This is a genomic window from Pseudonocardia aurantiaca, from assembly GCF_039526725.1.
In the GTDB taxonomy this organism is placed as follows: domain Bacteria; phylum Actinomycetota; class Actinomycetes; order Mycobacteriales; family Pseudonocardiaceae; genus Pseudonocardia; species Pseudonocardia aurantiaca.
This window is the reverse complement of the sequence record NZ_BAAAJG010000008.1, coordinates 335,190-361,427: the sequence shown is the minus strand read 5'-3', so window position 1 is coordinate 361,427 and position 26,238 is coordinate 335,190. Positions and strand designations below refer to the sequence as shown.

The window sequence follows — 26,238 nt, the reverse complement described above, 5'->3', positions numbered from 1 at the left end:
CGACCTCCGGCGCGCCCGGGACCACGAGGCCGAGTTCACGTGCGAGATCGGCCTCCACGGCCTCCTGACGCTGCCAGTCGAGTGGAAACCAGATGCGACAGCGTCGAAAGGGCGGTCACAGCGCTGACACGATCGGGCCGTGTCCGCTTACGCTTGCGGGATGCAGCGGCGGATCTATGGTGTCGAGACCGAGTTCGGGGTCACGTGCACCTTCCACGGACAGCGGCGCCTCTCGCCCGACGAGGTGGCTCGCTACCTCTTCCGCCGGGTGGTCTCGTGGGGTCGATCGTCGAACGTCTTTCTGCGCAACGGCGCCCGCCTGTACCTGGACGTCGGCAGCCACCCCGAGTACGCCACGGCCGAGTGCGACTCGCTCACCCAGCTCGTGGCCCACGACAAGGCCGGTGAGCGGATCCTCGAGGACCTCCTCATCGACGCCGAGCGCAGGCTCGTCGACGAGGGCATCGGCGGCGACATCTACCTGTTCAAGAACAACACCGACTCCGCGGGCAACTCCTACGGCTGCCACGAGAACTACCTCGTCGCCAGGGCAGGCGAGTTCTCCCGGATCGCCGACGTACTGCTTCCGTTCCTCGTGACCCGGCAGCTGATCTGCGGGGCGGGCAAGGTGCTGCAGACCCCGCGAGGGGCCGTGTACTGCCTCTCGCAGCGCGCCGAGCACATCTGGGAGGGTGTCTCCAGCGCCACCACCCGCTCGCGGCCCATCATCAACACCCGCGACGAACCGCACGCCGACGCCGAGCGCTACCGCCGCCTGCACGTGATCGTGGGCGACTCCAACATGTCCGAGGTCACCACCCTGCTCAAGGTCGGCTCGGCCACCCTGGTGCTGGAGATGATCGAGGCGGGTGTCCAGTTCCGCGACTTCACCCTCGACAACCCGATCCGCGCGATTCGCGAGATCAGCCACGACCTGACCGGGCGGCGCACCGTCCGGCTCGCCGGTGGGCGGGAGGCGAGCGCGCTCGACATCCAGCGCGAGTACTACGCCCGCGCCGTCGAGCACGTGGCCGCCCGCGGCAGCGCCGACCCGACGACCCAGCGGGTGCTCGACCTGTGGGGCCGCACCCTCCACGCCGTCGAGAGCCAGGACCTGTCGATGATCGACCGCGAGATCGACTGGGCGATCAAGCACCGGATCGTCGAGCGCTACCGCGAGCGCAACGACATGGACCTGGCCAACCCGCGCATCGCGCAGCTGGACCTCGCCTACCACGACATCCGCCGCGGCCGCGGCCTGTTCGACCTGCTGCAGCGCAAGGGCATGGTCGACCGGGTCACCGACGACGGCGAGATCGAGGCCGCGAAGGACACCCCGCCCCAGACCACGAGGGCGAAGCTCCGCGGCGACTTCATCGCCGCCGCTCAGGCCGCCGGCCGCGACTTCACCGTCGACTGGGTGCACCTCAAGCTCAACGACCAGGCCCAGCGCACCGTGCTGTGCAAAGACCCGTTCCGGTCGGTCGACGAGCGGGTGGACCGCCTCATCGCCTCGCTGTAGGCGCGAGTCGCGGGACGCTAGGAGCCCTATGGCTCGCCGAACATGCGGGCGCGCAGCTCGGCGAGCGTGTCCTGCACCGCGGGGGAGGTGACGCTCTCGTCGTTGCGCCCCGGTTCGATGCCGAGGGCGCGTAGAAGCGCCGCGGCGGGCACCGCAGGGTCGCCGGCGTCGCCGAGCACGGGGTGCAACCCGCTGTCGGCGAGGTGATGGAAGACCAGGTTGACCACGGTCCACGGGTTGAACGTCTCGACGGGTTCGTCCACTGCTGCCTCCCGATCGCGGGCTTCGAGCTTCCGCGCGTCGCCCCGCGACGGTCAAGACCACCGGTGTCGCAAGGTGAGACACCGGAGGGTTGCGCCCGGTCGGCCACGGCGCGGCCCGCGCCGGTCGTACGATGCCGACGTGTCCTCCGCACGGGCCGAGCGTCTGGTGAACCTGGTGCTCTGCCTGCTGTCCACCCGGCAGTTCCTCACGGCCGAGCGCATCAGGCAGATCGTGCCCGGCTATGCCGATGCGCGCGGGGACGAGGCGTTCTTCCGGATGTTCGAGCGCGACAAGAACGAGCTGCGGGAGCTGGGTGTCCCGCTGGAGACCGGGCGCCTGTCGAGCTTCGACACCGTCGACGGCTACCGCATCGCCCGCCAGGACTACGAGCTGGGCGACATCGACCTGGAGCCCGACGAGGCCGCCGCCGTCGCGCTCGCGGCCCGGCTGTGGGACTCGCCCGAGCTCGCCACCCCGGCCCACGGCGCCCTGGTCAAGCTGCGGGCCGCAGGTGTCGAGGTCGACGAGGACCAGGGCCGCGTACAGCCGCGGGTCCGGGCCACCGACCCGGCGTTCGCGCCGCTGCTGGCCGCCGTCCGCGAGGGGCGCGCCGTCACGTTCAAGCATCAGCGCGGCGGGGTCGGCGGGCCCGTGCAGCGCCGCACGGTGGAGCCGTGGGGAGTGATCTCCTGGCGCGGGCGCTGGTACCTCGCGGGCCACGACCGCGACCGCAAGGCCCCGCGCTCGTTCCGCGTCTCGCGGATCATGGAGCCGGTCACGCCGGTCGGGCCGGCCCGCGCGGTCACCGTGCCGGACGGGGTGGACCTGATGGGCATGGTGCGCGTCGGCGTCGAGCCGCCGCCCGTCAGCGAGACCGCGCGGGTGTGGGTGGCCGACGGGCGCGCCAACGGCCTCCGCCGCCTCGGCACGGTCGTCGGGCGGCGCACCCACCGCGGGCGCGCAGGCGACGAGCTGGAGCTGGGCCTGCGCAACGTCGACACGCTCGCCCGCTGGCTCGCAGGCCACGGCCCCGACGTCGTCGCGCTGGGGCCGGGCCGCCTGGTCGAGGCCGTGCGGGCCAACTGGGCGGCGTCCGCGGCGAACCACGCCGAGCAGGACCAGGCGGACCGCGCCGAGCCGCTGGCCCGCACGTGAGCACCGGAGGGGTCACCGAGCGGCTCCCGCGGCTGCTCTCACTCGTGCCCTATCTGCTCGCGCGGCCCGGCATCCCGGTGGCCGAGGCCGCCGCCGACTTCGGGATCTCCGAGAAGCAGTTCCGCCGTGACCTCGAGCTGCTCTGGATGTGCGGGCTACCCGGCTACGGGCCAGGCGACCTCATCGACCTGTCGTTCGCGGGCGACACCGTCACCGTCACCCACGACGCCGGGATGCGCCGTCCGCTGCGGCTCACCACGGCCGAGGCCACCGCGCTGCTCGTGGCGCTCCGCACGCTCGCCGACGTGCCGGGCGTGGTCGACACGGCCGCGGTGCGGCGCGCCACCGCGAAGGTCGAGCGGGCCGTCGGCGACGCGGGCCTCGGTGGCGTAGCCGTCGACCTCACGCCGGAGGAGGCCGAGGCGACCGCCGCCGTGCGCGCGGCGCTCGTCGCGGGCCGAGCCATGCGGATCGTCTACTACACCGCGGGCCGCGACGCCGTCTCCCAGCGCACGATCGACCCCATGCGGCTGCTGATCGTCGAGGGTCGCGGCTACCTGGAGGCGTGGTGCCGCCGGGCCGAGGCGGTGCGCCTGTTCCGGCTGGACCGGGTGGAGGACGTCGAGGTGCTCGACGAGCCCGCGGCCCCGCCTGCGGACGCCGAGCCCACCGACGTCTCCGAGGGGCTCTTCCGGCCGAGCGCCGAGCATCGCTCCGCCGTGCTGCTGCTTCAGCGCGAGGCGCGATGGGTGGCCGAGTACTACCCCGTGGACGAGGTCGTGGAGCTCGACGGCGAGCGGCTGCGGGTGCTGCTGCGCTACGGGGACCCAGCGTGGCTGGTGCGGCTGGTGCTCGGTCTCGGCGGCGGGGCCCGGCTGCTTCAGCCGCCGGAGCTGGTGGCCGAGGTCGGCAGGCGAGCGCGTGCGGCGCTGGAGGCGTCCGACGGGGAGAGGGATCATGGCTGAGGCCGTGGCACTGGTGACGCTCGGCATCGGGGTCGTGCTGCTGGTGATCGTCGTGGTCAGCACGCTGCGGCCGCTACGCCGGCTCCGCCGCGCCGGCGAGGCGATGCGCGAAGCGTTGCAGGAACGGGCGACGAGCCTGCGTGCACTTCGCAACGCCAGGAAGCGGCCAGATGACGCGCGGGGAACCGGCCGGTAGCCGCTTGCCAGTCACAGACGACGCGCTGGTGGAGCGGCGTACACTTCGGGCGACTTGACGACGGCGGAAGGACGAGAACCATGCCGAGCCTCGGCGGCTGGGAGTTCGTGATCCTCATCGGGATCCTGGTGCTGTTGTTCGGCGCCAAGCGGCTTCCTGACATGGCACGCTCCATCGGACAGTCCGCCCGCGTGTTCAAGGGCGAGATGAAGGGCATGAAGGGCGACGACGCGGCGAAGGCGGAGCCCCCGCCCGCCCAGACGCCCGCGCCGCCCGCCGCGCTCCCGTCCACGCAGGTGCAGCAGACCCCGGCGGAACCGGCCAAGCAGGACGCCCCTGCAGCGCCCCCGCGGGTCAGCCAGCCGGGTTCCGGCAGCAGCGGGCAGTAACCGCGCACAGTGGCCCGGTTCTCGCTGCGTCGGGGCGGAAGGCGGCCGAAGAACCCCGACGGCACCATGTCGCTCGTCGAGCACCTCTACGAGCTCCGCACCCGCCTCGCGATCGCGCTGATCGCGATCGCCGTCACCACTGTCGTCGGCTACATCTGGTACGAGGTGTCCTTCTTCGGGTTGCCCAGCCTCGGTGAGCTGCTGAAGGAGCCGTACTGCGCCATCCCGGCCACGTCGCGCGGGCAGTTCAGCGCGGACCCCAACGCGTGCACCCTGCTCGCGACCGGTCCGTTCGACCAGTTCAACCTGCGCCTGCGAGTCGCCATGACCGTCGGTGTCGTGCTGGCCTGCCCGGTGTGGCTCTACCAGATCTGGGGTTTCATCACCCCCGGCCTGTACGACAAGGAGCGGCGCTACGCGCTGAGCTTCGTGTCGGCGGCCAGTGTGCTGTTCGTCGCCGGGGCTGTGCTGGCATACCTGGTGATCACCCAGGGCCTCGCCTTCCTGCTCTCCATCGGCGACTCGGTGCAGACGACGGCGCTGACGGGCGAGTACTACTTCAGTTTCGTCATCGCGCTGCTGATCATCTTCGGGGTCAGTTTCGAGATCCCGCTGCTCGTCGTGATGCTCAACCTCGTCGGGATTCTCACCTACGCGAAGCTCAAGGCGTGGCGGCGGGGGATCATCTTCGGGCTCTTCGCGTTCGCGGCCGTCGCGACGCCGGGCCAGGACCCGTTCTCCATGATCGCGCTGGCCTCCGCGCTGGTGGTGCTGTTCGAGATCGCGATCCAGATCGCCCGGATCAACGACCGCAGGCGGGCGCGCAAGCGCGCCGCCGAGGGCTGGGACGACCTGGATCCGGACAGCCCGAGCCCGATCGACACCACGCCGAGCCAGATCGACACGACCCCGAGCCGGGTCGACGAGCCGGAGCACGTGCCGACCGTCGCGCCCGAGAAGCCGCGCCTCGACGACGTCACCTGATCCGCCCCGGTCCCGCCGCCGCGCCCCGGCGGTACCGGGTCAGACCAGAAGGTCGGTGGCGCGGTGCTCCGGCCCGACACCGTCAACGAGCACGGCCGGCCCCACCGAGTTGTCCAGCCGCAGCGGCAGGATCTCCCGGTAGGCGGACGAGTCGTACCAGCCCTCGGCCTGCTCGCGGCTCGGGAACGCGATGACGATGAGGTGCCCGGGGAACTCGCCCTCGAGCACCTGCGGCGCGGCGCCGTGCACCACGAACCTCCCGCCGAACGGTTCCAGCGTCGCGTCGATCCGCTGCAGGTACTCGACGATCGCCGGCCCGAACGTCACCGACTGCATGTGCGCCACCGCGTAGGTCGTCATCGTGGGTCCTCCCCATCAGGGCCGGTCGGTCACCGGCGCCGTGGGACCACCTTCTCCGGCGCTATCGGTGCCGGTCGATGACGTCGGGGGTAATGCGCCGGCGTCGGTCCGCAGCAGCCGCCAGACCGCCAGCGCCTGAGCGGACGCGGACGGGCGCCCGCCCGGTGCGGCGGCCGCCGCGCCGAGGCGGAGCCGCACCTGCGGATGAGCAGCGCCATGTCCCCGGCCTACGCGGGCGAGGTCTCCTTAGGCGCTCAGCCGGCGGCCCGCCACTCCCTGATCAGCTCGCCCTTGCCCTCGACCATCACCGCGCCGGGCTGGACCCGCACGGACCACGGGTCCAGACGCAGCGCGGCGAACGCGGGGGACAGCGGTCCGTCCCAGGCGGGCACGATGGCCGGGTCGTAGCCCACGGGCTCGGGGGCGGTGCGGAAGAGCTCCCAGAGCCAGGTGCGCCTCTCGTCGTCGGTGAGCAGCGTGGCAGCACAGTGGGCCGTGGCAACATCGTGGGACGGGTGCCAGTAGGTCAACGAGACGTACGGGTTGGCGCCGAGGTGCGCGACCTTCGTCTTCGTCGGGCTGGTGCCCACCCACCCGACGAGCTGCTCACCGTCCCACTCCCAAATGGGGTGCAGGATCCGGGTCCAGGGCCGCCCACCGGGGTCGACGGTGGCCACGGTCGCCCAGACGATCCGGTGCGCCATCTCGACGAACTCCGGGGCGGTCTCGGGCAGCGAGTTCGGCATGCCGGGGATCTTGCCACTGCTGTGTGAGCGGCCACTCCCGGTGACCCGGGCGACCATGTGGAAACCTGGAGCCGTGGCCACCAGCCAGCCCGCTCCCGCGGAGGCGTACGCCGCCGCCAAGAACCGCGCCGCACGTCCCCGCCTCACAGAGTTCGTCCAGAGCCTCCCGTTCGAGATCGACGGGTTCCAGCACAGCGCCTGCTCAGCCCTGGAGGAGGGCCACGGCGTGCTCGTGTGCGCCCCCACCGGTGCCGGGAAGACGGTCGTGGGCGAGTTCGCCGTGCACCTCGCCCTCGCCCAGGGGCTCAAGTGCTTCTACACCACACCGATCAAGGCGTTGTCGAACCAGAAGTACGCCGACCTGGTCGAGCGCCACGGGGCCGACGCTGTCGGCCTGCTCACCGGCGACACGGTGATCAACGGGGACGCGCAGGTGGTGGTGATGACCACCGAGGTGCTGCGCAACATGATCTACTCCGGTTCGCGCCAGCTGGACCAGCTGGGCTACGTCGTGATGGACGAGGTGCACTACCTCGCCGACCGTTTCCGCGGCGCCGTGTGGGAGGAGGTCATCCTCCAGCTGCCTGAGCACGTCTCGCTGGTGAGCCTGTCGGCCACCGTGAGCAACGCCGAGGAGTTCGGCGACTGGCTGGTCACCGTGCGCGGCGACACCACCGTGGTCGTCGAGGAGCACCGTCCGGTGCCGCTGTGGCAGCACATGATGGTCGGCAACCGCATGTTCGACCTGTTCGCGGGCGAGGATGCCGAAGGCGAGCTGCAGGTCGACCCCGACCTCGTCCGTCACTCGCGCGAGCTGGACCGGCAGAGCTCCATGACGCAATGGGACCGCGGCGGCCGCGGACGGGGGCGGTCCGGCGCGCCGCGACGCACCGGGTTCCGCCCGCCGTCGCGCACCACCGTCATCGACCGCCTCGACCGCGAGAGCCTGCTCCCCGCCATCACGTTCGTGTTCAGCCGTGCCGGGTGCGACGCCGCTGTCGGGCAGTGCGTCCGCGCCGGCCTGCGGCTCACCACCGAGGACGAGGCCGCCGAGATCCGGCGGACGGTCGAGCGGCGCACGGCCGATCTGCCGCAGGCCGATCTCGCCGTCCTGGGCTACTGGGAGTGGCGGGAGGCGCTGGAGCGCGGGATCGCCGCCCACCACGCCGGGATGCTGCCCGCGTTCAAGGAGACGGTCGAGGAGCTGTTCGTCCGCGGCCTCGTGCGGGCGGTGTTCGCCACCGAGACGCTGGCGCTCGGCATCAACATGCCGGCCCGCACGGTCGTGCTCGAGCGGCTGGTCAAGTTCAACGGTGAGGCGCACGTCGAGCTGACCCCCGGCGAGTACACCCAGCTCACGGGGCGCGCCGGCAGGCGGGGCATCGACGTCGAGGGGCACGCCGTCGTCGTGTGGCAGCCCGGTGTGGACCCGGAGCAGGTCGCCGGCCTGGCCTCCACCCGCACCTACCCGCTGCGCAGCTCGTTCCGGCCCGGCTACAACATGGCCGTCAACCTCGTGGGCCGGCTCGGCACCGAGGCCGCCCGCGAGCTGCTGGAGCAGTCGTTCGGCCAGTTCCAGGCCGACCGCTCGGTCGTCGGGCTGGCGCGCCGGATCGAGCGCAACGCGGAGGCGCTCGCCGGCTACGAGAAGTCGCTCGAGTGCCACCTCGGCGACTTCCGCGAATACGCGGCGCTGCGCAGGCGGGTCTCCGACCGGGAGAAGGTGCTCTCCCGGGAGGGCGTGGCCGAGCGCAGGGACGCCGCGGCCGAGTCGCTGCGCGCGCTCCGCCCCGGTGACGTCATCGCTGTGCCGGGCGGGCGGCGCGCCGGCCTCGCCGTCGTGCTCGACCCGGGGCTGGACTCCGGCTCCGATCCCCGTCCGCTGGTGCTCAGCGAGGACCGGTGGGCGGGCCGGCTCTCCGCGGCCGACTTCCCGGTCCCCGTCGAGCCGCTCGGACGGATGCGGCTGCCGAAGCACGTCGACCACCGCGCCCCGCGGGTTCGCCGGGACCTGGCGTCGTCGCTGCGCAACACCGGAATCGTCGCCCCCGCCACCGAGCGGCGCAGGAGCCGCGGCGGCCACGTGGACGACCCAGAGCTCGCGAGCCTGCGACGCGCGCTGCGGGCCCACCCGTGCCACGGGTGCGACGACCGCGAGGCCCACGCCCGATGGGCCGACCGGTACGCGCGGCTGGAGCGCGAGACCGAGCAGCTGCGGCAGAAGGTGCGGGCGACCACGCACTCGCTGGCGAGAGCGTTCGACCGGATCAGGGCGCTGCTTGCGGAGCGGGGCTACCTCGACAGCGACGAGGTCACCGAGCACGGCCAGCGGCTCGCGCGGCTGTGGGGCGAGTCGGACCTGCTCGCGGCGGAGTGCCTGCGCCACGGCGTGTGGGAGGGGCTCGCCCCAGCGGACCTGGCGGCCGTCGTGTCCGCGCTGGTCTACGAGTCGCGGCGGGACAACGGGCCGATGCCGCGGGTGCCGTCGGGGCCGGTGTCAGAGGCGCTGGCGGGCACGGTGCGGCTGTGGGCGGAGCTGGAGGGCGACGAGCGCCGGCACCGGGTCGACCGCACTCGTGAGCCGGACCTCGGGTTCGCCTGGCCGATGCACCGCTGGGCCCGCGGGGAGTCGCTGTCGGCGGTGCTCACGGCCGCGGAGGAGAACGGCGTGGAGCTGTCCGCGGGCGATTTCGTGCGCTGGACCCGTCAGGTGCTCGACCTGCTCGACCAGGTCGCCGGGGTGGCCGGGCGGGGGAATTCGGTGGGACGCGCCGCCGCTGAGGCCGTGACTGCGATCCGGCGCGGGGTGGTCGCCGCCGGTACCGCCTGACGGTCTCCTGGCGGTGCCTTCCGGTCGCGGTCCTGCCCGGCTCCGCGTCGTGTCGGACGCTGTGCTTTGATCGCCGAACCGCACGTCTTCGGGGAACGTCGGCGATGAGCGATTTCGCGAGCGGATCATCGGCACAGCGCCCTCCCCGAAGCGCCGGGTGAGCGCAGCGAGGGAGAGCGATGAGCACGCCCCACCCACAGGGTCCGAATCCGCCGCACGGTGCGCCGGAGCCTCCCGAAGAGCAGCCCACGTGGGGGCAGCAGCCGCCGGGTGGTTGGGGTCAGCCGCAGCACCCGCAGCAGCCTGCCCAGCCCCCGCTGTGGAACAGCGAGGACACGCGTGACGTCCCCCAGCTGGGCGGCCGGCAGCCCATGTGGGACGACGAGGAGACCCGCGCCGTGCCCCAGCAGGGGGTCCCACCGGCCGGCCAGCAGGGCCGGGACGTCGAGCAGACCAAGGACGTGCCGCAGCTTGGCGGCCACCAGGCGTGGAGCGTCGACCAGACAACTGCGGTGCATCAGTCCCAGCCGCACCAGTCCCAGGTGCCCCAATCCCACCCGCAGCAGGGCCGGCCCCAACAGAGCCAGCCGCAGCAGGCCCACCAGCCGCAAGCCCACCAGCCGCAAGCCCACCAGCCGCAGTCGCAGGCGTCCCAGCCGCAGCAGGCGCAGTCTCCCGCGCAGGGCCAGCCCCCGCAGGGTGACCAGGGCCAGCCGGTCCAGGGCCAGGGCGCCCAGCCGGCCGCCGCTCCGGTACCCGGCGGGCAGCCTTACGCCTCCCCTCAGCCCCACTACGGGGCGCACCAGCACACGCAGCCGCAGCAGCAGTACACCCAGCCCGGCCAGCCGGCCGCGTACGGGCAGCAGCAGCCGTACCCGGCCCAGCAACAACCCCAGTACGGGCAGCCGGTCCAGGGCCAGGCGTCCCAGCACGGCCAGAACGCGTGGGCGCAGCCGCAGTACGGGCAGCAGCCCCAGTACGGCCAACAGCCGGGCCAACAGCCCGGCCAGCCGCAGCAGTCGCTGTTCGCCCAGCCCACCACACAGGTGCCTACGCAGCCGGGCCAATCTCAGCCGGGCCAATCTCAGCAGGGCCAACCCCAGTACGGGCAGTCCGCGTACGGCCAGCAGCAGCAGTTCGGCGGCCCATCCGGCCAACCCGGCCAACCCGGCCGGCCGGCGTACGGGCAGCCCGAGCAGGGACGGCAGGGGTGGTCCGGGCAGCCGGAGGCTCCTCAGTGGAACCAGGGCTACCCGTCGCTGCCGGATGCGTCGGCGGGTGGCAAGCGGAAGCTGCCGATGCCGTTGATCATCGGTGGCGGGGTGGTGGTCGTCGCGCTCGCCGTGGTCGGCGTGCTCGGGTTCGTCACGCCCGGGTTCTTCATGTCGCGCGTGTTCGACAGGGCCGCCGTGGAGCAGGGTGTGGCGCAGGTGCTCACCCAGGACTACGGGATCGCCAACGTGGGTGGGGTCGCGTGCGCCGAGGGCATCCCGGTGCGGGCGGGCTCGTCGTTCGAGTGTGACGCCTCGATCGACGGCCAGCCGGTGCGCGTACCGATCCAGATCACCACGGACCAGGGGAACTACGAGGTCGGGCGCCCCGCCTGAGCCGACGGTGAACTCGGTGTCGCGGGGCTGCCCGATCGGGCAACATCACCACCTGTGAGCCACGACGTCCGCACCCTCGCCACCGACGAGTTCGTCGCCGCGAACGCGCTGTTCGCAGCGGCCATCCACCGCGGCCCCACGCCGGAGGCCCAGCACCCACGGGTCCTGGCCTCCTACAGCCCCGGTCGCGCGCTGGGCGTGCACGAGGACGGGGCGCTGGTCGCGACGGCGACGTCGTTCCCGAGCGAGACCCTGGTGCCCGGCGGGGCGGTGCTCCCGGTGGCCGCCGTCACCCGCGTCGGCGTCCGGGCCGACCACACGCGACGGGGCCTGCTGACCGCGATGATGCGGGCCCAGCTCGACGACGTCGCCGAGCGCGGTGAACCGCTGGCGACGCTGCGGGCGAGCGAGGCCCGGATCTACGGGCGGTTCGGCTACGGGGTCGCCACCCGCGGCCGCAGCGTCCGCGTCCGGGCCGACCGGGAGCCGCTGCGGCCGGGTGCCCCGCTGGATGGCTCCGTGCGAATGCTGGAGCGCCAGGACGTCGTGCCCACGCTGCGCAAGGTGCACGAGAACATTGCGCTGCGCCGCACCGGCGGCATGACCCGCACCGAGGCCTGGTGGCGGGGTTTCGTGGAGCGCCGGATCGACGACGGCGAGCACATCATCGCCGCCTTGCACACCGGCCGCGACGGCGACGACGGGCTCGCCGTCGCGTTCGTCGGCGAGTCCACGGGCGGGTTCGCGGGTCGCACGCTCGCCCTCACCGACCTGCACGCCGCCGACGTCAGTGCCACGGCGGCACTGTGGCGGTTCCTGCTCAGTGTCGATCTCGTGGGTGCGGTGCAGGCCGACCTGCGCCCGCTGGACGAGCCGCTGGAACTCCTGCTGACCGACCCGAGGGCGTGCGTCGTCACCGGGCAGGACGACGAGACGTGGCTGCGGCTCGTCGACGTGCCGGCGGCGCTGGCCGCGCGCAGCTACGGCACCGCGGAGCCGTTGCTGCTCGCCGTGCACGACCCCTTCCTGGAGCGCAACGCGGGTGTGTACCGCATCGCGGACGGGTCGGCCGAGCGCGTAGGCCCGCTCGGTGGCCCGGTGCACCCGGATCTGGAGTGCAGCGCGGCGGCGCTCTCGATGGTGTATCTCGGCGACCGGGTCCCCTCCGAGCTGGTGGGCACGGGCTGGTGGCAGGTGAACGACGCCGCGGCGGTACCGCGGGCCGACGCCGCGTTCGCGACGGCGGAGACGCCGTGGTGCGGCACGTTCTTCTGACGGGCCCGTCAGAGCAGGTCCTCGAGCAGCCGCGGCTCGCCCGACGACATCACGTTGAGCTGCCGCCGCGCCGCGCCGGCGCCCGAGCGGTATCCGCCCGTCGGCCACTCGTTGCAGCACCGGGGTCACCAGTCCGACGGCCACGCCCACCGCTGTGAGCCGCAGAAGCTGCGGGACCGCTTCGGTGCCGAGCACGACCGACGCGACACCGACGCCGACCGCGAAGGCCGCCGCGGCGAGGATCACGAGCCCGAGGATGCGCTGTTCCGGCACACCACGGACGACCCCGTACCGGGCCTGGCGGTTGGGGTCTACCCGGCGGCCTTCGCGAGAGCGGCAGTGAGCCGCTCGATCGAGCTGCCGATGCCCCACCGTTCGGCGAGCGCGGCGAGCCGGTCGGGGTCGGCCGGAGTGGCCGGGAGCGTGTCGGGACGGTCGAGCCGCACGGGTGCGTCGAGCGCGACCCGAACCACGGGCTCCACCACAGCGAGGTAGGGCGCAGCGGCGGCGAGCTTGCTGCGCACCGGCGGGCTGAGTCGGGTGTCGGCGCGGTTGGTGATCGCGGTGCGCAACTCGTCCCACGAACCGAACCGCCCGACGAGGGTGGCGGCGGTCTTCGCGCCGATCCCGGCAACGCCGGGCAGCCCGTCGGAGGGGTCGCCGCGCAGCATCGCCATCTCCGCGTACGCCTCGCCCGCCCGGCCGGCGGGCACCCCGTACTTCTGCGACACGTCGATGGGCCCGAGGTGCTCGGCCTTCGCGAGCCCGCGCCCGACGTACAACAGCCGGACGGGGACGGGCTCGTCCCGAACGATCTGCATGAGGTCGCGGTCGCCGCTCACGGCGAGCACGGGGTCGATGCGTTCGCCCCCGGCCAGCGTGCCGATCACGTCGTCGGCCTCGTAACCCTCGGCGCCGCCGGTGGCGATCCCGGCCGCGGCCAGCACCTCGAGGAGCACGGGCACCTGGGGTGCGAGCGCGTCGGGCACGATCTCCGGGAGCCCGGCCGGTGCCACGTCAGGCTCACCGGGCACCCGGTGCGCCTTGTAGGAGGGCAGCGCCTCCACGCGGAACGCGGGGCGCCAGTCCAGGTCGAGGCATGCGACGAGCCGGGAGGGGCGTCGCTCGCTCACCAGCCGGGCGACCATGTCGGTGAACCCGCGCACCGCGTTGACCGGGGACCCGTCCGGCGCCGTGATCGACTCGGGCACGCCGAAGAAGGCCCGGAAGTACAGGCTCGCGGAGTCCAACAGCATCAGCGACGGCGCAGGCGGGGTCACGGTTCGACAGCTTGCCGGAATACCCTGCTGGGCATGACACCGGCCGTTCCCACCACGCTGCTCGCCGACCGCCTCCGCCGCGCCGGCGAGGTGGCGGCTGCCCAGGACACCGACCTCCTGCTCGTCACTCCCGGCACCGACCTGCGCTACCTCATCGGTGCCGACGGCTCCTCCCACGAGCGGCTCACCTGCCTCGTGCTCCCCGCCGCCGGCCACCGGGCCCCGCCCGCACTCGTCGTCCCCCGCCTCGAGGCGCCCGGCTATGCGGGCCTCGACCTCGAAGGGCTAGGTGTCGAAGTCGTCACCTGGCAGGACGGGGAGGACCCGTATCTGCTGGTCAGCGACCTGGCCGGCGGCCCGACACGGGTCTCGGTCGTCGACTCGATGGCCGCGGCGCACGTCTTCGGGCTGCGCGAGGCGCTGCCCGAGGCGAAGCAGTACCTCGCCGGGCCGGTGCTGCGCGAGCTGCGGATGCGCAAGGACGCCGCCGAGGTGGCGGAGCTGCGCGCCGCGGGCGCGGCGATCGACCGCGTCCACGCGCGGATGGGAGAGTTCCTCAAGGCCGGCCGCACCGAAGAGCAGGTGGGTGCCGACATTGCCGCCGCGATCGTCGCCGAGGGCCACACGAGGGCCGAGTTCGTGATCGTCGGCTCCGGCCCGAACGGCGCGAGCCCGCACCACGACGTGTCCGGACGCGTGATCGAGAGCGGCGACGTCGTCGTGATCGACATCGGCGGCCCGCTGCCCAGTGGTTACAACTCCGACTGCACCCGCACCTACGCCGTCGGCGCGGAGCCGCCCGCGGCGATCCGCGAGGCGTACGCCGTGCTGCAGGACGCCCAGGAGCGCGCGGTCGCCGCGGTGCGCCCGGGTGTGACCGCCGAGCAGGTCGACGCCGCCGCGCGCGAGCCGATCACGGTGGGCGGGCTGGGTGAGCGGTTCGTGCACCGCACCGGCCACGGCATCGGGCTCGACGTACACGAGGACCCCTACATCGTCGCCGGCAACGCACTCGATCTGGAGCCGGGCATGGCGTTCAGCGTGGAGCCGGGCGTCTACCTCGACGGCGAGTGGGGCGCGCGCATCGAGGACATCGTCGTGGTCACCGACAGTGGCTGCGAGCGCCTGAACCAGCGGCCCCGCGAGCTCGTGGTCCTGTGACGCTGGTGCAGAGGCCGACGCTGGTGCAGAGGCCGACGCTGGTGCTCTGAGCAGCAACCGCTACGCGGCCGGGGCCGTCGCCGCAGGCGCCGGCTCCAGGTGCGTCCGGCCGTCGCTGCCCGCCACGCAGGCGGCAGCGGCGGTCCCGCCGCGCACGAAGTCGCCGACGCACCGCCCCATCTCCGCGTGCGCAGCCGCCGTCGGGTGGAACGACTCCTGGGCCAGGTGGTAGCCGAGCGCGTCGAGGCCGCCGTAGACCAGCGCGTCGGGCGCGACAGTGATGCGCTGCTGCCACTCCGCGCTGCGCACGCGTTTCGTGCAGGCCTCGTAGCCCTCGGTGGCCCGGGCCATGTCGAGGAACCGGGCGCCGGTGGCCGCGGCCACGCGATGGATCGTCGCGGACAGCGCGGGGAACAGCACCGTACGGCCCCAGCCGGCGTCCGGCCTGCTGTACGGGCAGCCGAGCGCGGCCTGCAGCGGGAGCATGTGCTCGGTGATGGGTGCGGAGTAGGAGGCGAGCACAAGCTCGTAGCGGGACTCGGGGTAGCCCGCCCGGCGCATGGCCTCCCGCACGTCCCGCACGGCCGCCTCGACCTTGGGTGCCGTGGCCGCCATGCGCTGGGGCACGAGCGGGTCGAGGGTCTGCCGGCAGGGCGGCTCGCGCGGGTCGATGAACGCGCGGATGCAGGCGATGCCGGTGCCGGTGATGGCGGCGTCGTCATTGGCGCCGACCTGCAGGATCACCGTGGTGACGCGGTTGGTGCGCGCCACCTGCACCAGCCGTTCCGCCTGTGAGCCCTCGGTGTGCTGCACGGCGGAGCCGAACCGGACCTGCGTGGTGTCGGCGCCGGAGCACGCGAGGTTGACCGAGGTCTGCGCGAGCCCGGTGCGGTGCGCGTAGGCGTGGACGGAGCGGTGGCACCAGTTCCCGTTCTCTCCGCGGGTGCCCTGCTCGTAGTCGCCCGCGCCCTCGCCGGCGGCCGCGCTGTCGCCCAGCACCACGACGGCTGTGGGTGGCTGCGTTGCCGCGGCCGGCGCAGCGACCGCGGGCGGAGCGGCGACCATCGCGGCGGCCGCGGCGGCAACGACCAGGACCAGCACGGAGCGGACGCGCGTCACACAGTGGACGGTAAGGGGCGGGCCGTGCCCTGACCATGGCGTTCGCCGATGCCTGCCGATCGTCCGTAGCCATCGCCCGGGGGGGAGCACGCCGTGGTCACGCACCGCGAGCGCCGTCAGCCCTCCGGACGGGAGATCGCTGTGCGCGGGGAGTGCCTCGCCGCGGCACGCGCCGGGCGCCCACGGCTCGTTGTGCCGGGGAGAGCCGGGGATCGGCAAGACGCGGCTCGCCAGTCTTCGCCCCAGGGGGCACCGGTTCGCGCACGACCTCGCGCGCGACGCTGAGAATCACGGCGGAGCGGATCGGGTCTTTGGCCTGCCTGCCCAGGGGGAACCTCAGGGTCGTATCCGGGTGTTTCCGGAGTACTCGCCGCTCGTGCCGGAGCACAGTGGTCATCAGCGGCGAGGTTCGCCGCTGTGGAAGGAGCCCTGAGGTGGCATCGACGACCCTGACCCGCCCGCAGCACGGGAAGGTCATCGCCGGCGTCTGCGCCGGTCTCGCCGAGCGCTTCGGCTGGAACCCGCAGGTGGTCCGGCTGGCGTTCCTGCTCTCGTGCCTGCTGCCCGGCCCGCAGTTCCTGATCTACATCGTGCTGTGGATCATGATGCCGAAGCGCCCCTACTGATCGTCGCGGCGTCCGCGGCAGGGTAGACAGGTCGAGTGACGCGCACGCTGCTGCTCGGCGCCCGGGTCGTCGACCCGGGCGCGCCGGCCGAAGGGTCCAGCGCGCTGGAGGTGGAGTACGGCCGGATCACGTGGGCGGGTCCGGCCGACCTGGGCCGGGAGCGCGCGCCCGGCGCCGACGTCCACGACCTCGACGGTGCTGTGGTCACCCCGGCGTTCGTGGACGCCCACGTGCACGCCACCGCCACCGGGCTGCTGGCGGACGGGCTCGACCTCACCGGCTGCCCGTCCCCTGCGGCCCTCCTCGACGCCGTGGCCGCCCGCGCAGCTGCCCGGCCCGGCGCGCTGATCTGGGGCCACGGCTGGCAGGACCAGATCTGGACCGAAGCGACCCCGCCGCGCTCGGCGATCGACCGGGCCGCGGCCGGTGCATCGGTCTACCTCAGCCGCATCGACGTGCACTCCGCGCTGGTCTCCTCGGCGCTCCTGGACCGGGCGCCCGGGGCCGCGGACGAGCCGGGCTGGTCGGACGGGCCTCTGTCCGCCGGCGCCCACCACCACGCCCGCCGCGCAGCGCTCGCCGCCGTCGACGGGCGCACCCGCGCTGCGGCGCAGGAGGCCTTCCTCGCCGCGGCCGCCGCGCTCGGCGTCGCCGTCGTGCACGAGTGCGCGGGACCGGACATCTCCTCGGCCACGGACCTCGCCGAGTTGCTCGCGCGGCCCGGGCCGCAGGTCGTCGGGTATTGGGGTGAGGCGGTCACGACGGCGGCGCAGGCCCGTGAGCTGCTCGCCGCCACCGGAGCGCACGGCCTCGCGGGCGACCTCTTCGTCGACGGCTCGATCGGCTCCCGCACCGCGGCCCTACGCGCGCCCTACGCCGACGCACCGGGCTGCACCGGCAACCGCTACCTCGACGCCGAGGCGGTCGGCGCTCACGTCACCGCGTGCACCGAGGCGGGTGTGCAGGCCGGCTTCCACGTCATCGGCGACGCCGCCGCGGACGCGCTCGTCGACGGGCTCCGCATCGCAGCCGCGGCCACCTCGCCCGACGCCGTCCGCGCCGCCCGGCACCGCGTGGAACACCTGGAGATGGCCGAACCCGCGCAGGCGGCGCTGCTGGCGGAACTGGGCGTCGCGGCGAGCGTGCAGCCGCTGTTCGACGCGCACTGGGGCGGGCCGCACGGCATGTACGCCGAACGCCTCGGCGCTACCCGCGCGGCGCCGATGAACCCCTTCGCCGCGCTCCGCGACGCCGGGGTCCTGCTCGCCCTCGGCTCGGACACGCCGGTCACGCCGGTAGCACCGTGGGACGCCGTCCACGCTGCCGCGGCGCACCGGACGCCCGGCTCGGGGCTCACACCCGCCGAGGCACTCGCGGCACACACGGTCGGCGGCCACCGCGCAGGCGGCGAGGGCTCCCCGTTGGCCGGCCGCCTCGTGGCGGGCGCGCCCGCCACCTATGCGGTGTGGGACGGGCCGGGACCGCTCGACGGCGATCCGCGCCCGCCGCGCTGCCTGCAGACCGTGTTCCGGGGCACAGCCCTGCACGACACGCTGCCGCGTCTGGCATGATGCGCGGCGTGACGGACCGGACTGGCATCGCTGGCGTGAGCCGCTGCTGTCCGGCGAGCTGTTGTCGTCGCTGCTGTCGCAGCTGACCCAGCCCTCGTCCGTCCCGGCCGCCGTCGCGGCCCGTCTCTTCCTGTGAGCCATGATCTCCACGCCTGGTTTGCCCGCTGATCTGCCCACGCCTGAGCTGCCCACGCCCGATCTGCGCGGTCATACCGTTCTCGCCCTGCACGCCCACCCTGACGACGAGGCGATCTTCACCGGCATCACCCTGCGCCGCCTCGCCGACGCCGGGGCGCGCACTGTCCTCGTCGTCGCCACGGCGGGGGAGCTCGGTGATTCCCGCGTGCCGCTGCGGCCCGGTGAGACGGTGCCCGAGCGCCGGGTCGCCGAGTTGGAGCAGGCCGCCGCGCTGCTCCGGGTGTCGCGGCTGGTGCTGCTCGGCCGCCGCGACTCCGGGCTCCCCGGCAGCGTCAGCGGCAACCACGCCAGGGCGCTCGCCGCGGCCGACCCGCTCCTGCTCGCGCGCACGGTCGCCGAGATCGCCGACGACGAGGGCGCCTGCGCGCTCGTGCACGACGACGAGCACGGCATCTACGGCCACCCCGACCACCGGGCGACCTTCCGGATCGGCGCTACCGCCGCCGACCTGGTGGGCGTCACGAGCTACCGCACCACCGTCGATCGCGAGCACCTGCACGTCTCCGCGCGCGACCGCCACCTCGTGCACGGGGCCGCCCGCGCCGCGGCCGTGGCGTTCGGGCGGGTCACCGCGGAGATCGGGCTCGCCGTCACCGGCACACCCGAACACCTCGCGAGCAAGCGGGCCGCGATGGTGGCGCACGCAAGCCAGATCGACGCGAGCGACGTGCCGGAGACCGGCTTTGCCGACGCGTACGGCTACGAGTGGTACCGCCGCAGCGGGGAGGCAGGCCCGCTGGATGCCCTCGGCAACGCCCACCTCGTTGCTCCGATACCGGCCTGACCGGACCCGTTCCCGTGCCCGCCGGTCGGCACCGAGATCCCACATCCGGGGACGTACGCTCGCGCGGTGGCCGTACCCACTGCGCAACCCGCTGCGTTCGACCCGGCTCCGGAACCGGCACCCCCGCCGCGGGCCGCCGGCCGCGAGCGCCGGTCGTGGGCCCCGTTCGCCGCCCGTTTCCTCGGTGCGGCGGGCGGTGGCCTGCTGCTGTACCTGAGCTTCCCGCCGCGCACCCTCTGGTGGCTGGCGTTGCCGGCGTTCGCGCTGCTCTGGGGCGTGCTACAGGGTCGCGGCGTCCGCGCGGGATTCGGGTGGGGCTTCGTGTTCGGCCTCGCGTTCCTGCTCCCGCTGCTCGTGTGGGTCGGCGAGCTGGTCGGGCCGGTGCCATGGGTGGCGCTGTGCGTGTTCGAGGCGCTGTTCGTCGGCGTCGGCGGCGCGTGCATGGCGCTCGTGTCGCGGCTGCCGGTCGGGCCGCTCTGGGCTGCCGCGGTGTGGATCGGCGCGGAGGCGCTGCGCGGGCGCGTGCCGTTCGGCGGGCTGCCATGGGGGCGGGTGGGCTTCGGCCAGCCCGACGGCCCGCTGCTGCCGCTGGCCGCCATCGGCGGGGAGCCGCTCCTGTCCTTCGCCACGGTGCTCGTCGGGCTCGCCCTCGGCGAGTTCGTGCGGAGGCTGGTGGTCAACCGCAACCCGCGGGCGCTCGTCGTACCCGCGCTGACCGCCGTGCTCGCGATGGTCTCCGGCCCGCTCGCCGCACTGGTGCCGCCCACGCCGGGAAAGCCGGAGCCGACGGTCACGATCGCCGCGGTCCAGGGCAACGTCCCGCGCCTCGGTCTCGACTTCAACGCCCAGCGCCGCGCCGTGCTCGACAACCACGTCCGCGTCACCGAGCAGCTTGCCGCCGACGTGGCCGCCGGGCGGCAGCCCCAGCCCGACCTCGTGCTGTGGCCCGAGAACTCCAGCGACATCGACCCGCTGCGGAACCCCGACGCCGCCGCGCAGATCGACAGAGCCGCCCGTGCCATCAGGGCGCCCATCCTGGTCGGTGCGGTGCTGCGCAACCCGGACGGGCAGACCACCACGAACTCGTCGCTCGTCTGGGAGGCGGGCGCCGGGGTCGTGGAGCGTAACGACAAGCGCCGCGTGCAGCCCTTCGGCGAGTACATGCCGTGGCGCGACTTCTTCGCGTTGTTCTCCCCCTACGTGGCGCGCGCGGGCTACTTCGTACCCGGTCCTGGTCCCGGCGCGGTCGACATGGCCGGTGTCCGGGTCGGTGTGGCGATCTGCTGGGAGGTCGCGTTCGACGATCTGGTCGCCGACAGTGTCGACGCGGGTGCCACCGTGATCGCGGTCCCCAGCAACAACGCCACGTTCGGGCTCACCGAGATGACGTACCAGCAGCTCGCGATGTCACGGATCCGCGCGGTCGAGCACGACCGGCCGGTCATCGTTCCGACCACGAGTGGGGTCAGCGCCACCATTGCCAGCGACGGCACGGTTACAGCGAGCACGAAGCAGTTCACGCCAGACGTCCTGGTCGATCGGACGGCTCTGAGCGACACCACTACGCTGGCCTCCCGATGGCGATCCACACCCGAGTGGGTACTGGTCGCATTGGGAGTGGTGGCGGTCGGCGCCGCGGTTGTGTCGCGGCGCCGTTGGGGGAAGGACGAGGATGGCTGAGCCCGCGGGCCCGGTGCTGGTGGTGATCCCCACCTACGAGGAGCGGGACAACCTCGGTCCGGTGGTGTCGAGGCTGCATGCCGCGGTACCCACCGCCCACGTCCTGATCGTGGACGACGCCAGCCCGGACGGCACCGGTGAGCTGGCCGATGCGATGGCGGCCGACGACGACCGGATCACGGTGATGCACCGCGACGGCAAGGGCGGGCTGGGCACGGCCTACCTCGCCGGGTTCGCTCACGGGCTGCGCAACGGGTACGAGGTCGTCGTCGAGATGGACGCCGACGGTTCGCACCCGCCGGAGGACCTGCCCGCCCTGCTGGCCGCGCTCGACGACGCCGACATCGTTCTCGGGTCCCGTTACGTGCCCGGTGGCATCGTGCGCAACTGGCCCGCGCACCGCGAGTGGCTGTCCCGCGGCGCCAACCTCTACTCCCGCGTCGCCCTCGGCGTACCGATCAAGGACATCACCGCGGGCTACCGCGTGTTCCGCCGGCAGGTGCTCGAGGAGCTGGACCTCCAGGAGGTCTCGTCGCAGGGGTACTGCTTCCAGATCGACATGGCCTGGCGCGCCGTGCAGGCCGGGTTCCGCGTGCGCGAAGTGCCGATCACCTTCACCGAGCGCGAGCGGGGCTCGTCGAAGATGAGTGGGGCGATCGTCGTCGAGGCGTTCTGGCGCGTCGCCTGCTGGGGCGCGGACCGGGTGCTGCGCCGCACGAAGCCGGACCGTGCCACGCCGGATCGCACGAAGCCGGGCGACAGGGCCGTGCCGGAGGTGCCGGAAGGTCCGGTCCGGGCGTGACGGGCAAGCCCGCATGACGGAACCGAGGGAAGAGCTCACGTGGGAGCTCTTCGGCACGGCGGCGCGCGAGCTCGCTGAGCTGGTCGCGAAGGACGGCTACGAGCCCGACATCATCCTGTCGATCGCCCGCGGCGGCCTGTTCGTGGCCGGCGCGCTGGGCTACGCGCTCGACGTCAAGAACCTGCACGTGGCGAACGTCGAGTTCTACACCGGCGTGGACGAGCGGCTGCCGGTGCCGATCATGCTGCCCCCGGTGCCCAACGTGGTGGACCTGTCGGGTGCGAACGTGCTCGTCGCCGACGACGTCGCCGACACGGGGGCGACGCTGAAGCTGGTGCGCGACTTCTGCGTCGGGCACGTGGCGGACGTCCGCTGCGCAGTGGTCTACGAGAAGCCACACACCACCGTGCAGTGCGAATACGTCTGGCGCCGCACCGACCGCTGGATCAACTTCCCGTGGTCGACCCAGCCGCCGGTGGTCCGGCGCCCGGACCAGGTCCTCGATGCCTAGGGACTCCTAGGGACTCCTAGGGACGCTGAGACCCCGGACATGAGAGAACCGGGCCGCCCCTGCGGGAGCGACCCGGTTCTCGGTGTCGGTAGTGCGCGTCAGGCGATGTCGCGCCGACGCTCGGCGAGCAATTCCAGACGCTCGTTGAGCAGCACCTCGAGGTCAGCCACGGAGCGGCGCTCGAGCAGCATGTCCCAGTGTGTGCGCGGGGGCTTCGCCTTCTTCTGCTCAGGCTCCTCGCCGTCCACCAGCCGGGAGATGCTGCCGTGGAGACGGCACTCCCAGGTGGCCGGGGCCTCTGCGTCGTTGGCGAAGGGCACCTCGAAGTCGTGCCCGCGTGGGCACGCGTAGCGCATCGACTGCCGCGGCGCGAGGTCGTGGTTGCGGTCCGTCTCGTAGCTGACAGCCCCGAGCCGGCTGCCACGGAGCACGCGGTCGGCCATGCGTCATCCTCCACTTCAGTGGCCAAGGGGACGTTCCCTCGGCCGTCGCCACCGGGTGTAACGTCTGCAACACAGCCGTCCATTCCCGCCATCGGGGCGGCTCCGCCAGCGTCGTCGTCGCACGACAGACGCCGGACGTTTGCCGCCCCGATAACTTAGTGTCCACCATGGCGGCCCGCTACACACGCCGTTGTGACCTGTCAGCCAGTTGTGACTTATGTCACCGGGCCCTGACGTGCTGTTTACACGAGTGCAGGTTCCTCGTTACCGGCTGCTCGGATCGCGCGCCGCACCGGCACGAATGCCAGCCCGACACCGCCCAACACGAAGAATACGAGCACCGAGACGATCGCGGGCCGGAACGAGCCGGTGGCGTCGGCAATGACGGCGAACAGCAGCGGCCCGAGCCACGACGTGCCACGCTCGCCCACCTCGTAGAGCGCGAAGTACTCCGCCTCGCGCCCGGCCGGGACCATCTGGCTGAACAGGGACCGGGTGAGGGCGAGCGTGCCCCCGATGACGACCCCGATCCCGGCCCCGACCATGAGGAAGCCGATCGCGTTGCCGGGCGCGAGGAGGTACGCGCAGCCGACGATCACCGACCAGCCGACCAGGCTGGCGAGCACCGTGCGCTTCGCCCCGAACCGCCTGGCCGCCGCCCCGTGCAGCACGGCCCCGCCGTAGGCGACGAACTGCACAACAAGGATCGTCGCGATGAGCATCTCGCGGGGCAGCAGCAGCTCCCGCTCCCCGTAGAGGCCCGCGATCTGGGCGACGGTGTTGATCCCGTCGGCGAACAGCAGGTAGGCGGCCAGGAACGCGAGCGTCAGCGGGAACCGGCGGGCCTCCCGCAGGGTCGACCCGAGCTGGCGGAACCCGGCCGTGAGCACCGCCCGGCCCTGCTTGCCGCCCTGCGGCGGCTGGTGACGGCGCAACCGGCGCAGCGGCAGCAGCGTGAACACGGCCCACCACACGCCCGCGAGGAGGAAGCAGATCCGCACCGCGGCGCTCTCCGACAGGCCGAGGGAGTCGCGACCGAGATAGACCACCAGGTGCAGCACGAGTGCAAGCCCGCCGCCGAGGTAGCCGAACGCCCAGCCCCGCGCCGAGAGAGCGTCGCGCTCGTCCGGGCCGACCAGCTCGGGCAGGAACGCGTAGTACACGACGATCGACGCGCCGTACGCCGTGTTGGCCACCACGAACAGCACGAACCCGAGCTGCCAGTTCGTGCCGGCCACGAGCGCCAGCGCAGCGGTGGCGGCCGCGCCGATGAACGCGAACAGCGCCAGCATCCTGCGCTTGTCCTGGGTGCGGTCGGCGATCGCGCCGGCGATCGGCAGCACCACGACCTGCAGCAGCGTCGCGATCGAGACGAGGTAGCCGTACACCGAGCCGGCGGCCACCGGCACGCCGAGCAGGGAGACGTCGCAGTCGACGAGCCCGGTCTCGCCTGGGCAGGCCTGGCCGGATGCGCGCGCGTCGGCCTCGGCCACACCCGTCAGGTACAGGGCGAGGAAGACCGTGATCACCGAAGTCTGGAAGACCTGGCTGGCCCAGTCGTAGAAGACCCAGCCCGTGCGCTCCCGCGCTGTGCTCGTCCCGCGGCCGGACGTCATGCGGCGCGGGCGGGCGGGCGCACCGGCCACAGCGCCACCAGACCGATGGCGAGCACGAGCAGGATCCCGATCATGCCCGCCCGGTCTGAGGCGAACAGCGTGGTGAACACTCCCACGAGCGTCGGCGCGAGGAACGACACCGCCCGCCCCGTGGTGGCGTAAAGCCCGAAGAGCTGGCCCTCGCGGCCAGGCGGTGCGAGCCGCGCGAGATACGTGCGCGACGACGACTGCGCCGGCCCGACGAACAGCGTCAGGATCAGCCCGAAGATCCAGAACATCGTCGGGCCGGACACGAACAGCAGCACCACACCGGTGGCGAGCATCCCGATCAGCGAGCCGACCACCACCGCCTTCGGCCCCACCCGGTCGTCGATCCGGCCGGCCACGAGCGCCCCGAGCGCCGAGACGATGTTGGCAGCCACCCCGAAGATCAGCACGTCGCCCGCACCGATGCCGTAGACGGTGACGGCCAGCACCGCGCCGAACGTGAAGATCGCGGCGAGCCCGTCGCGGAACAGCGCGCTCGCGCCGAGGAAGTAGACGGTGTGCGGGCTCGCGCGGTAAAGGCTGCGCAGGTCGGCGAAGAGCGCCTTGTACGAGGCCACCACGCCCAATCGGGCCGGCTGGTCGATGCGGGCCGCTACCTCGGGCACCACGACGAACATCGGCACCGCGAACACCAGGAACCACGCGGCCGCGACCAGCGCGATCAGCCGGATGTCGAACCCGTTCTCGGTCGGGACGCCGAGCAGCCCGCCGTCGCCGACGACGAAACCCAGGTAGACCGCGAGCAGCAGCACTATCCCGCCCAGGTAGCCCATCGCCCACCCGAAGCCCGAGACGCGCCCGATCGTCGCCGGCGTCGAGACCTGCGTCAGCACTGCGTTGTACGACACCGACGCCAGCTCGAAGAAGATCGACCCGGCGCCGAGCAGCAGGAGCCCGAGCCACAGGTAGTGCCAGTCGTCCGCGACGAAGAACAGCCCGGCCATCGTCACGATCGTCAGCGCGGTCCACACACCGGTGGCGAACTTGCGGCGCCCCGCCGCGTCGGCCCGCTGCCCGAGCACGGGCGCCATCAGCGCGATGAGCAGGCCGGCCGCGCCGATCGAGTAGCCGAGCCAGCTGTTCGCGCTGACGTCGCCGGGGAGGTCGTCACCCACCTGGTCGGTGAGGTAGACGGAGAAGACGAAGGTCAGGATCACCGCGTTGTACGCCGCCGAACCCCAGTCCCAGAGGCTCCAGGCCAGCACCTGCCCGCGCCCGGCCGCGGGGACCGACCGATCGGTGCTCTCGCGTGCCGCGGTGTTCATGCGCGGAGAGTAGCGGGCCGTATCCCGGTCAATCCGTCCACTGGTCGCGCTCCTGCAGGAGCTTGCGCAGGAGGTCGGGACGGTCGGACAGGAGCCCGTCGACGCCGAGGTCCAGCAGCGTCGACATCTCCGCCGGATCGTCCACGGTCCACACGTGCACCTCGCGCCCGCCGGCGTGCGCGGTGCGCACCAGGGCGCCGTCAACGACGGTCAGTGGCCCGAAGCGGCGGGGGAGCTGCGCCAGGTTCCCGGTGACGGGCGGCGCGGGCAGCCGGGAGAACGGGCCCGGCAGCGCGTCGAGCCACGCCCGGCTGCGCAGCCCGAACGCGGCGCCCTGCGCCATCGACGTGCAGACGCGGGGCCCGGCCAGCGCCCTCGCCTTCGCGAGCCGGCCGTCGTGGTAGCTGCCGAGGCAGACCCGGTGCCAGCTCTCGGTGCGGTCGAGCACCGCGAGGACGGGCTCGACCACGGCGTCCGACTTGAGCTCGATGGTGATCCGGGTGTCCGGCAGCTCGGTGAGCACCTGTTCCAGGATCGGCAGCGGCTCGCGGCCCATCACCCGCACGTCGGCGAGCACGGCGGCCGGTTGCGCCTTGATCGGGCCGGAGCCGTCGGTGGTGCGGTCGAGGGTGGGGTCGTGGTGCACGACCGGCACGCCGTCAGCGCTCGCGTGCACGTCCAGCTCGATGTAGGCGAAGCCCTCCTCGACCGCGCGCCGGAACGCGGCCAGCGTGTTCTCGTAACCGGCGAGGTCACCGACGTGCCAGCCCCGGTGGGCGTAGGCCCGCGGGTAGGGGCCGTCGAGGTAGGGGTGGCCGGACGGGAGGGGGCGGGACACGGG

26 protein-coding genes are annotated in these 26,238 nt (G+C 73.1%); 16 read left to right on the top strand and 10 right to left on the bottom strand.

The window, feature by feature from the left end:
- Positions 1-160: 160 nt before the first annotated feature.
- Positions 161-1,522, top strand: a complete 1,362-nt coding sequence (gene pafA, locus ABD143_RS11575) for a Pup--protein ligase (RefSeq protein WP_343977309.1) — start codon at positions 161-163, stop codon at positions 1,520-1,522.
- Positions 1,523-1,548: 26 nt separating this feature from the next.
- Here pafA and ABD143_RS11570 read toward each other — a convergent pair whose 3' ends face one another.
- Entirely contained in the window at positions 1,549-1,785 is a 237-nt protein-coding gene (locus tag ABD143_RS11570) for a hypothetical protein (protein ID WP_343975565.1), read from the bottom strand.
- 139 nt (positions 1,786-1,924) lie between these two features.
- Here ABD143_RS11570 and ABD143_RS11565 point away from each other — a divergent pair, with 139 nt between their 5' ends.
- The 5 genes from ABD143_RS11565 (at position 1,925) to tatC (ending at position 5,475) form a co-directional block, all read left to right on the top strand.
- Positions 1,925-2,941 (top strand): helix-turn-helix transcriptional regulator, encoded by a 1,017-nt coding sequence (locus tag ABD143_RS11565; protein ID WP_343975562.1) that lies wholly within the window; start codon positions 1,925-1,927, stop codon positions 2,939-2,941.
- Positions 2,938-3,906 carry a helix-turn-helix transcriptional regulator gene (locus ABD143_RS11560; RefSeq protein ID WP_343975558.1) on the top strand — a complete coding sequence of 323 codons (969 nt, stop codon included), beginning with the start codon at positions 2,938-2,940 and terminating at the stop codon, positions 3,904-3,906. Before ABD143_RS11565 ends, ABD143_RS11560 begins: the two co-directional genes overlap by 4 nt.
- Positions 3,899-4,102, top strand: coding sequence for a hypothetical protein (locus ABD143_RS11555; protein ID WP_343975555.1), 204 nt, complete (start codon positions 3,899-3,901; stop codon positions 4,100-4,102). The genes ABD143_RS11560 and ABD143_RS11555 overlap by 8 nt, the downstream gene beginning before the upstream one ends.
- 80 nt (positions 4,103-4,182) lie before the next feature.
- Positions 4,183-4,491 carry a Sec-independent protein translocase subunit TatA gene (tatA, locus tag ABD143_RS11550; protein ID WP_343975552.1) on the top strand — a complete coding sequence of 103 codons (309 nt, stop codon included), beginning with the start codon at positions 4,183-4,185 and terminating at the stop codon, positions 4,489-4,491.
- 66 nt (positions 4,492-4,557) lie between these two features.
- Entirely contained in the window at positions 4,558-5,475 is a 918-nt protein-coding gene (tatC, locus tag ABD143_RS11545; RefSeq protein WP_379659682.1) for a twin-arginine translocase subunit TatC, read from the top strand.
- Between the two features lie 39 nt (positions 5,476-5,514).
- Here tatC and ABD143_RS11540 read toward each other — a convergent pair whose 3' ends face one another.
- Complete coding sequence (locus ABD143_RS11540) at positions 5,515-5,835, bottom strand: DUF1330 domain-containing protein (RefSeq protein WP_343975545.1); 321 nt, start codon at positions 5,833-5,835, stop codon at positions 5,515-5,517.
- Positions 5,836-6,089: 254 nt separating this feature from the next.
- A complete protein-coding gene (locus tag ABD143_RS11535) occupies positions 6,090-6,581 on the bottom strand; it encodes a pyridoxamine 5'-phosphate oxidase family protein (RefSeq protein ID WP_343975542.1) in 492 nt (163 codons plus the stop codon).
- 73 nt (positions 6,582-6,654) lie between these two features.
- Here ABD143_RS11535 and ABD143_RS11530 point away from each other — a divergent pair, with 73 nt between their 5' ends.
- On the top strand, positions 6,655-9,411 hold the full coding sequence (locus ABD143_RS11530) for a DEAD/DEAH box helicase (RefSeq protein WP_343975539.1): 2,757 nt from the start codon (positions 6,655-6,657) through the stop codon (positions 9,409-9,411).
- A gap of 125 nt (positions 9,412-9,536) precedes the next feature.
- Here the strand turns inward: ABD143_RS11530 and ABD143_RS11525 are convergent, their stop codons facing one another.
- Positions 9,537-10,568 carry a hypothetical protein gene (locus tag ABD143_RS11525; RefSeq protein ID WP_343975536.1) on the bottom strand — a complete coding sequence of 344 codons (1,032 nt, stop codon included), beginning with the start codon at positions 10,566-10,568 and terminating at the stop codon, positions 9,537-9,539.
- A 141-nt stretch (positions 10,569-10,709) separates the two neighbouring features.
- On the opposite strand from ABD143_RS11525, the gene ABD143_RS11520 reads away from it, so the two are divergent.
- Positions 10,710-11,018: a DUF4333 domain-containing protein gene (locus ABD143_RS11520; RefSeq protein WP_343975533.1), complete on the top strand. Its 309-nt coding sequence runs from the start codon at positions 10,710-10,712 to the stop codon at positions 11,016-11,018.
- A gap of 54 nt (positions 11,019-11,072) precedes the next feature.
- Complete coding sequence (locus ABD143_RS11515; protein ID WP_343975530.1) at positions 11,073-12,293, top strand: GNAT family N-acetyltransferase; 1,221 nt, start codon at positions 11,073-11,075, stop codon at positions 12,291-12,293.
- Between the two features lie 311 nt (positions 12,294-12,604).
- Here ABD143_RS11515 and ABD143_RS11510 read toward each other — a convergent pair whose 3' ends face one another.
- Positions 12,605-13,549: a 5'-3' exonuclease gene (locus tag ABD143_RS11510; RefSeq protein ID WP_343977306.1), complete on the bottom strand. Its 945-nt coding sequence runs from the start codon at positions 13,547-13,549 to the stop codon at positions 12,605-12,607.
- 57 nt (positions 13,550-13,606) lie between these two features.
- Here ABD143_RS11510 and ABD143_RS11505 point away from each other — a divergent pair, with 57 nt between their 5' ends.
- The gene (locus tag ABD143_RS11505) at positions 13,607-14,734 is read left to right on the top strand and encodes a M24 family metallopeptidase (RefSeq protein ID WP_343975527.1); all 1,128 of its coding nucleotides are present in this window, start codon (positions 13,607-13,609) and stop codon (positions 14,732-14,734) included.
- Positions 14,735-14,794: 60 nt separating this feature from the next.
- Here ABD143_RS11505 and ABD143_RS11500 read toward each other — a convergent pair whose 3' ends face one another.
- Complete coding sequence (locus tag ABD143_RS11500; protein ID WP_343975524.1) at positions 14,795-15,853, bottom strand: GDSL-type esterase/lipase family protein; 1,059 nt, start codon at positions 15,851-15,853, stop codon at positions 14,795-14,797.
- 434 nt (positions 15,854-16,287) lie between these two features.
- On the opposite strand from ABD143_RS11500, the gene ABD143_RS11495 reads away from it, so the two are divergent.
- The 6 genes from ABD143_RS11495 to ABD143_RS11470 all read left to right on the top strand — a co-directional run bounded on the left by ABD143_RS11495 (position 16,288) and on the right by ABD143_RS11470 (position 22,025).
- A complete protein-coding gene (locus ABD143_RS11495; RefSeq protein ID WP_343975521.1) occupies positions 16,288-16,479 on the top strand; it encodes a PspC domain-containing protein in 192 nt (63 codons plus the stop codon).
- A gap of 35 nt (positions 16,480-16,514) precedes the next feature.
- Positions 16,515-18,050, top strand: coding sequence for an amidohydrolase (locus ABD143_RS11490; protein WP_343975518.1), 1,536 nt, complete (start codon positions 16,515-16,517; stop codon positions 18,048-18,050).
- A 139-nt stretch (positions 18,051-18,189) separates the two neighbouring features.
- A complete protein-coding gene (locus ABD143_RS11485) occupies positions 18,190-19,032 on the top strand; it encodes a PIG-L deacetylase family protein (protein ID WP_343975515.1) in 843 nt (280 codons plus the stop codon).
- Between the two features lie 66 nt (positions 19,033-19,098).
- A complete protein-coding gene (lnt, locus tag ABD143_RS11480; protein WP_343975512.1) occupies positions 19,099-20,712 on the top strand; it encodes an apolipoprotein N-acyltransferase in 1,614 nt (537 codons plus the stop codon).
- On the top strand, positions 20,705-21,514 hold the full coding sequence (locus ABD143_RS11475) for a polyprenol monophosphomannose synthase (protein WP_343975510.1): 810 nt from the start codon (positions 20,705-20,707) through the stop codon (positions 21,512-21,514). The genes lnt and ABD143_RS11475 overlap by 8 nt, the downstream gene beginning before the upstream one ends.
- Before the next feature lie 13 nt (positions 21,515-21,527).
- Positions 21,528-22,025 (top strand): phosphoribosyltransferase, encoded by a 498-nt coding sequence (locus tag ABD143_RS11470; protein WP_343975507.1) that lies wholly within the window; start codon positions 21,528-21,530, stop codon positions 22,023-22,025.
- A gap of 98 nt (positions 22,026-22,123) precedes the next feature.
- Here ABD143_RS11470 and ABD143_RS11465 read toward each other — a convergent pair whose 3' ends face one another.
- From ABD143_RS11465 to ABD143_RS11450, 4 genes are all read right to left on the bottom strand, one after another.
- Positions 22,124-22,468 (bottom strand): RNA polymerase-binding protein RbpA, encoded by a 345-nt coding sequence (locus ABD143_RS11465; protein ID WP_343975504.1) that lies wholly within the window; start codon positions 22,466-22,468, stop codon positions 22,124-22,126.
- A gap of 242 nt (positions 22,469-22,710) precedes the next feature.
- Positions 22,711-24,084 carry an MFS transporter gene (locus tag ABD143_RS11460; RefSeq protein ID WP_343977303.1) on the bottom strand — a complete coding sequence of 458 codons (1,374 nt, stop codon included), beginning with the start codon at positions 24,082-24,084 and terminating at the stop codon, positions 22,711-22,713.
- The gene (locus ABD143_RS11455) at positions 24,081-25,397 is read right to left on the bottom strand and encodes an MFS transporter (protein WP_343975501.1); all 1,317 of its coding nucleotides are present in this window, start codon (positions 25,395-25,397) and stop codon (positions 24,081-24,083) included. Before ABD143_RS11455 ends, ABD143_RS11460 begins: the two co-directional genes overlap by 4 nt.
- A 28-nt stretch (positions 25,398-25,425) precedes the next feature.
- Positions 25,426-26,235, bottom strand: coding sequence for a glycerophosphodiester phosphodiesterase family protein (locus ABD143_RS11450; RefSeq protein ID WP_343975499.1), 810 nt, complete (start codon positions 26,233-26,235; stop codon positions 25,426-25,428).
- Between the last annotated feature and the right edge of the window lie 3 nt (positions 26,236-26,238).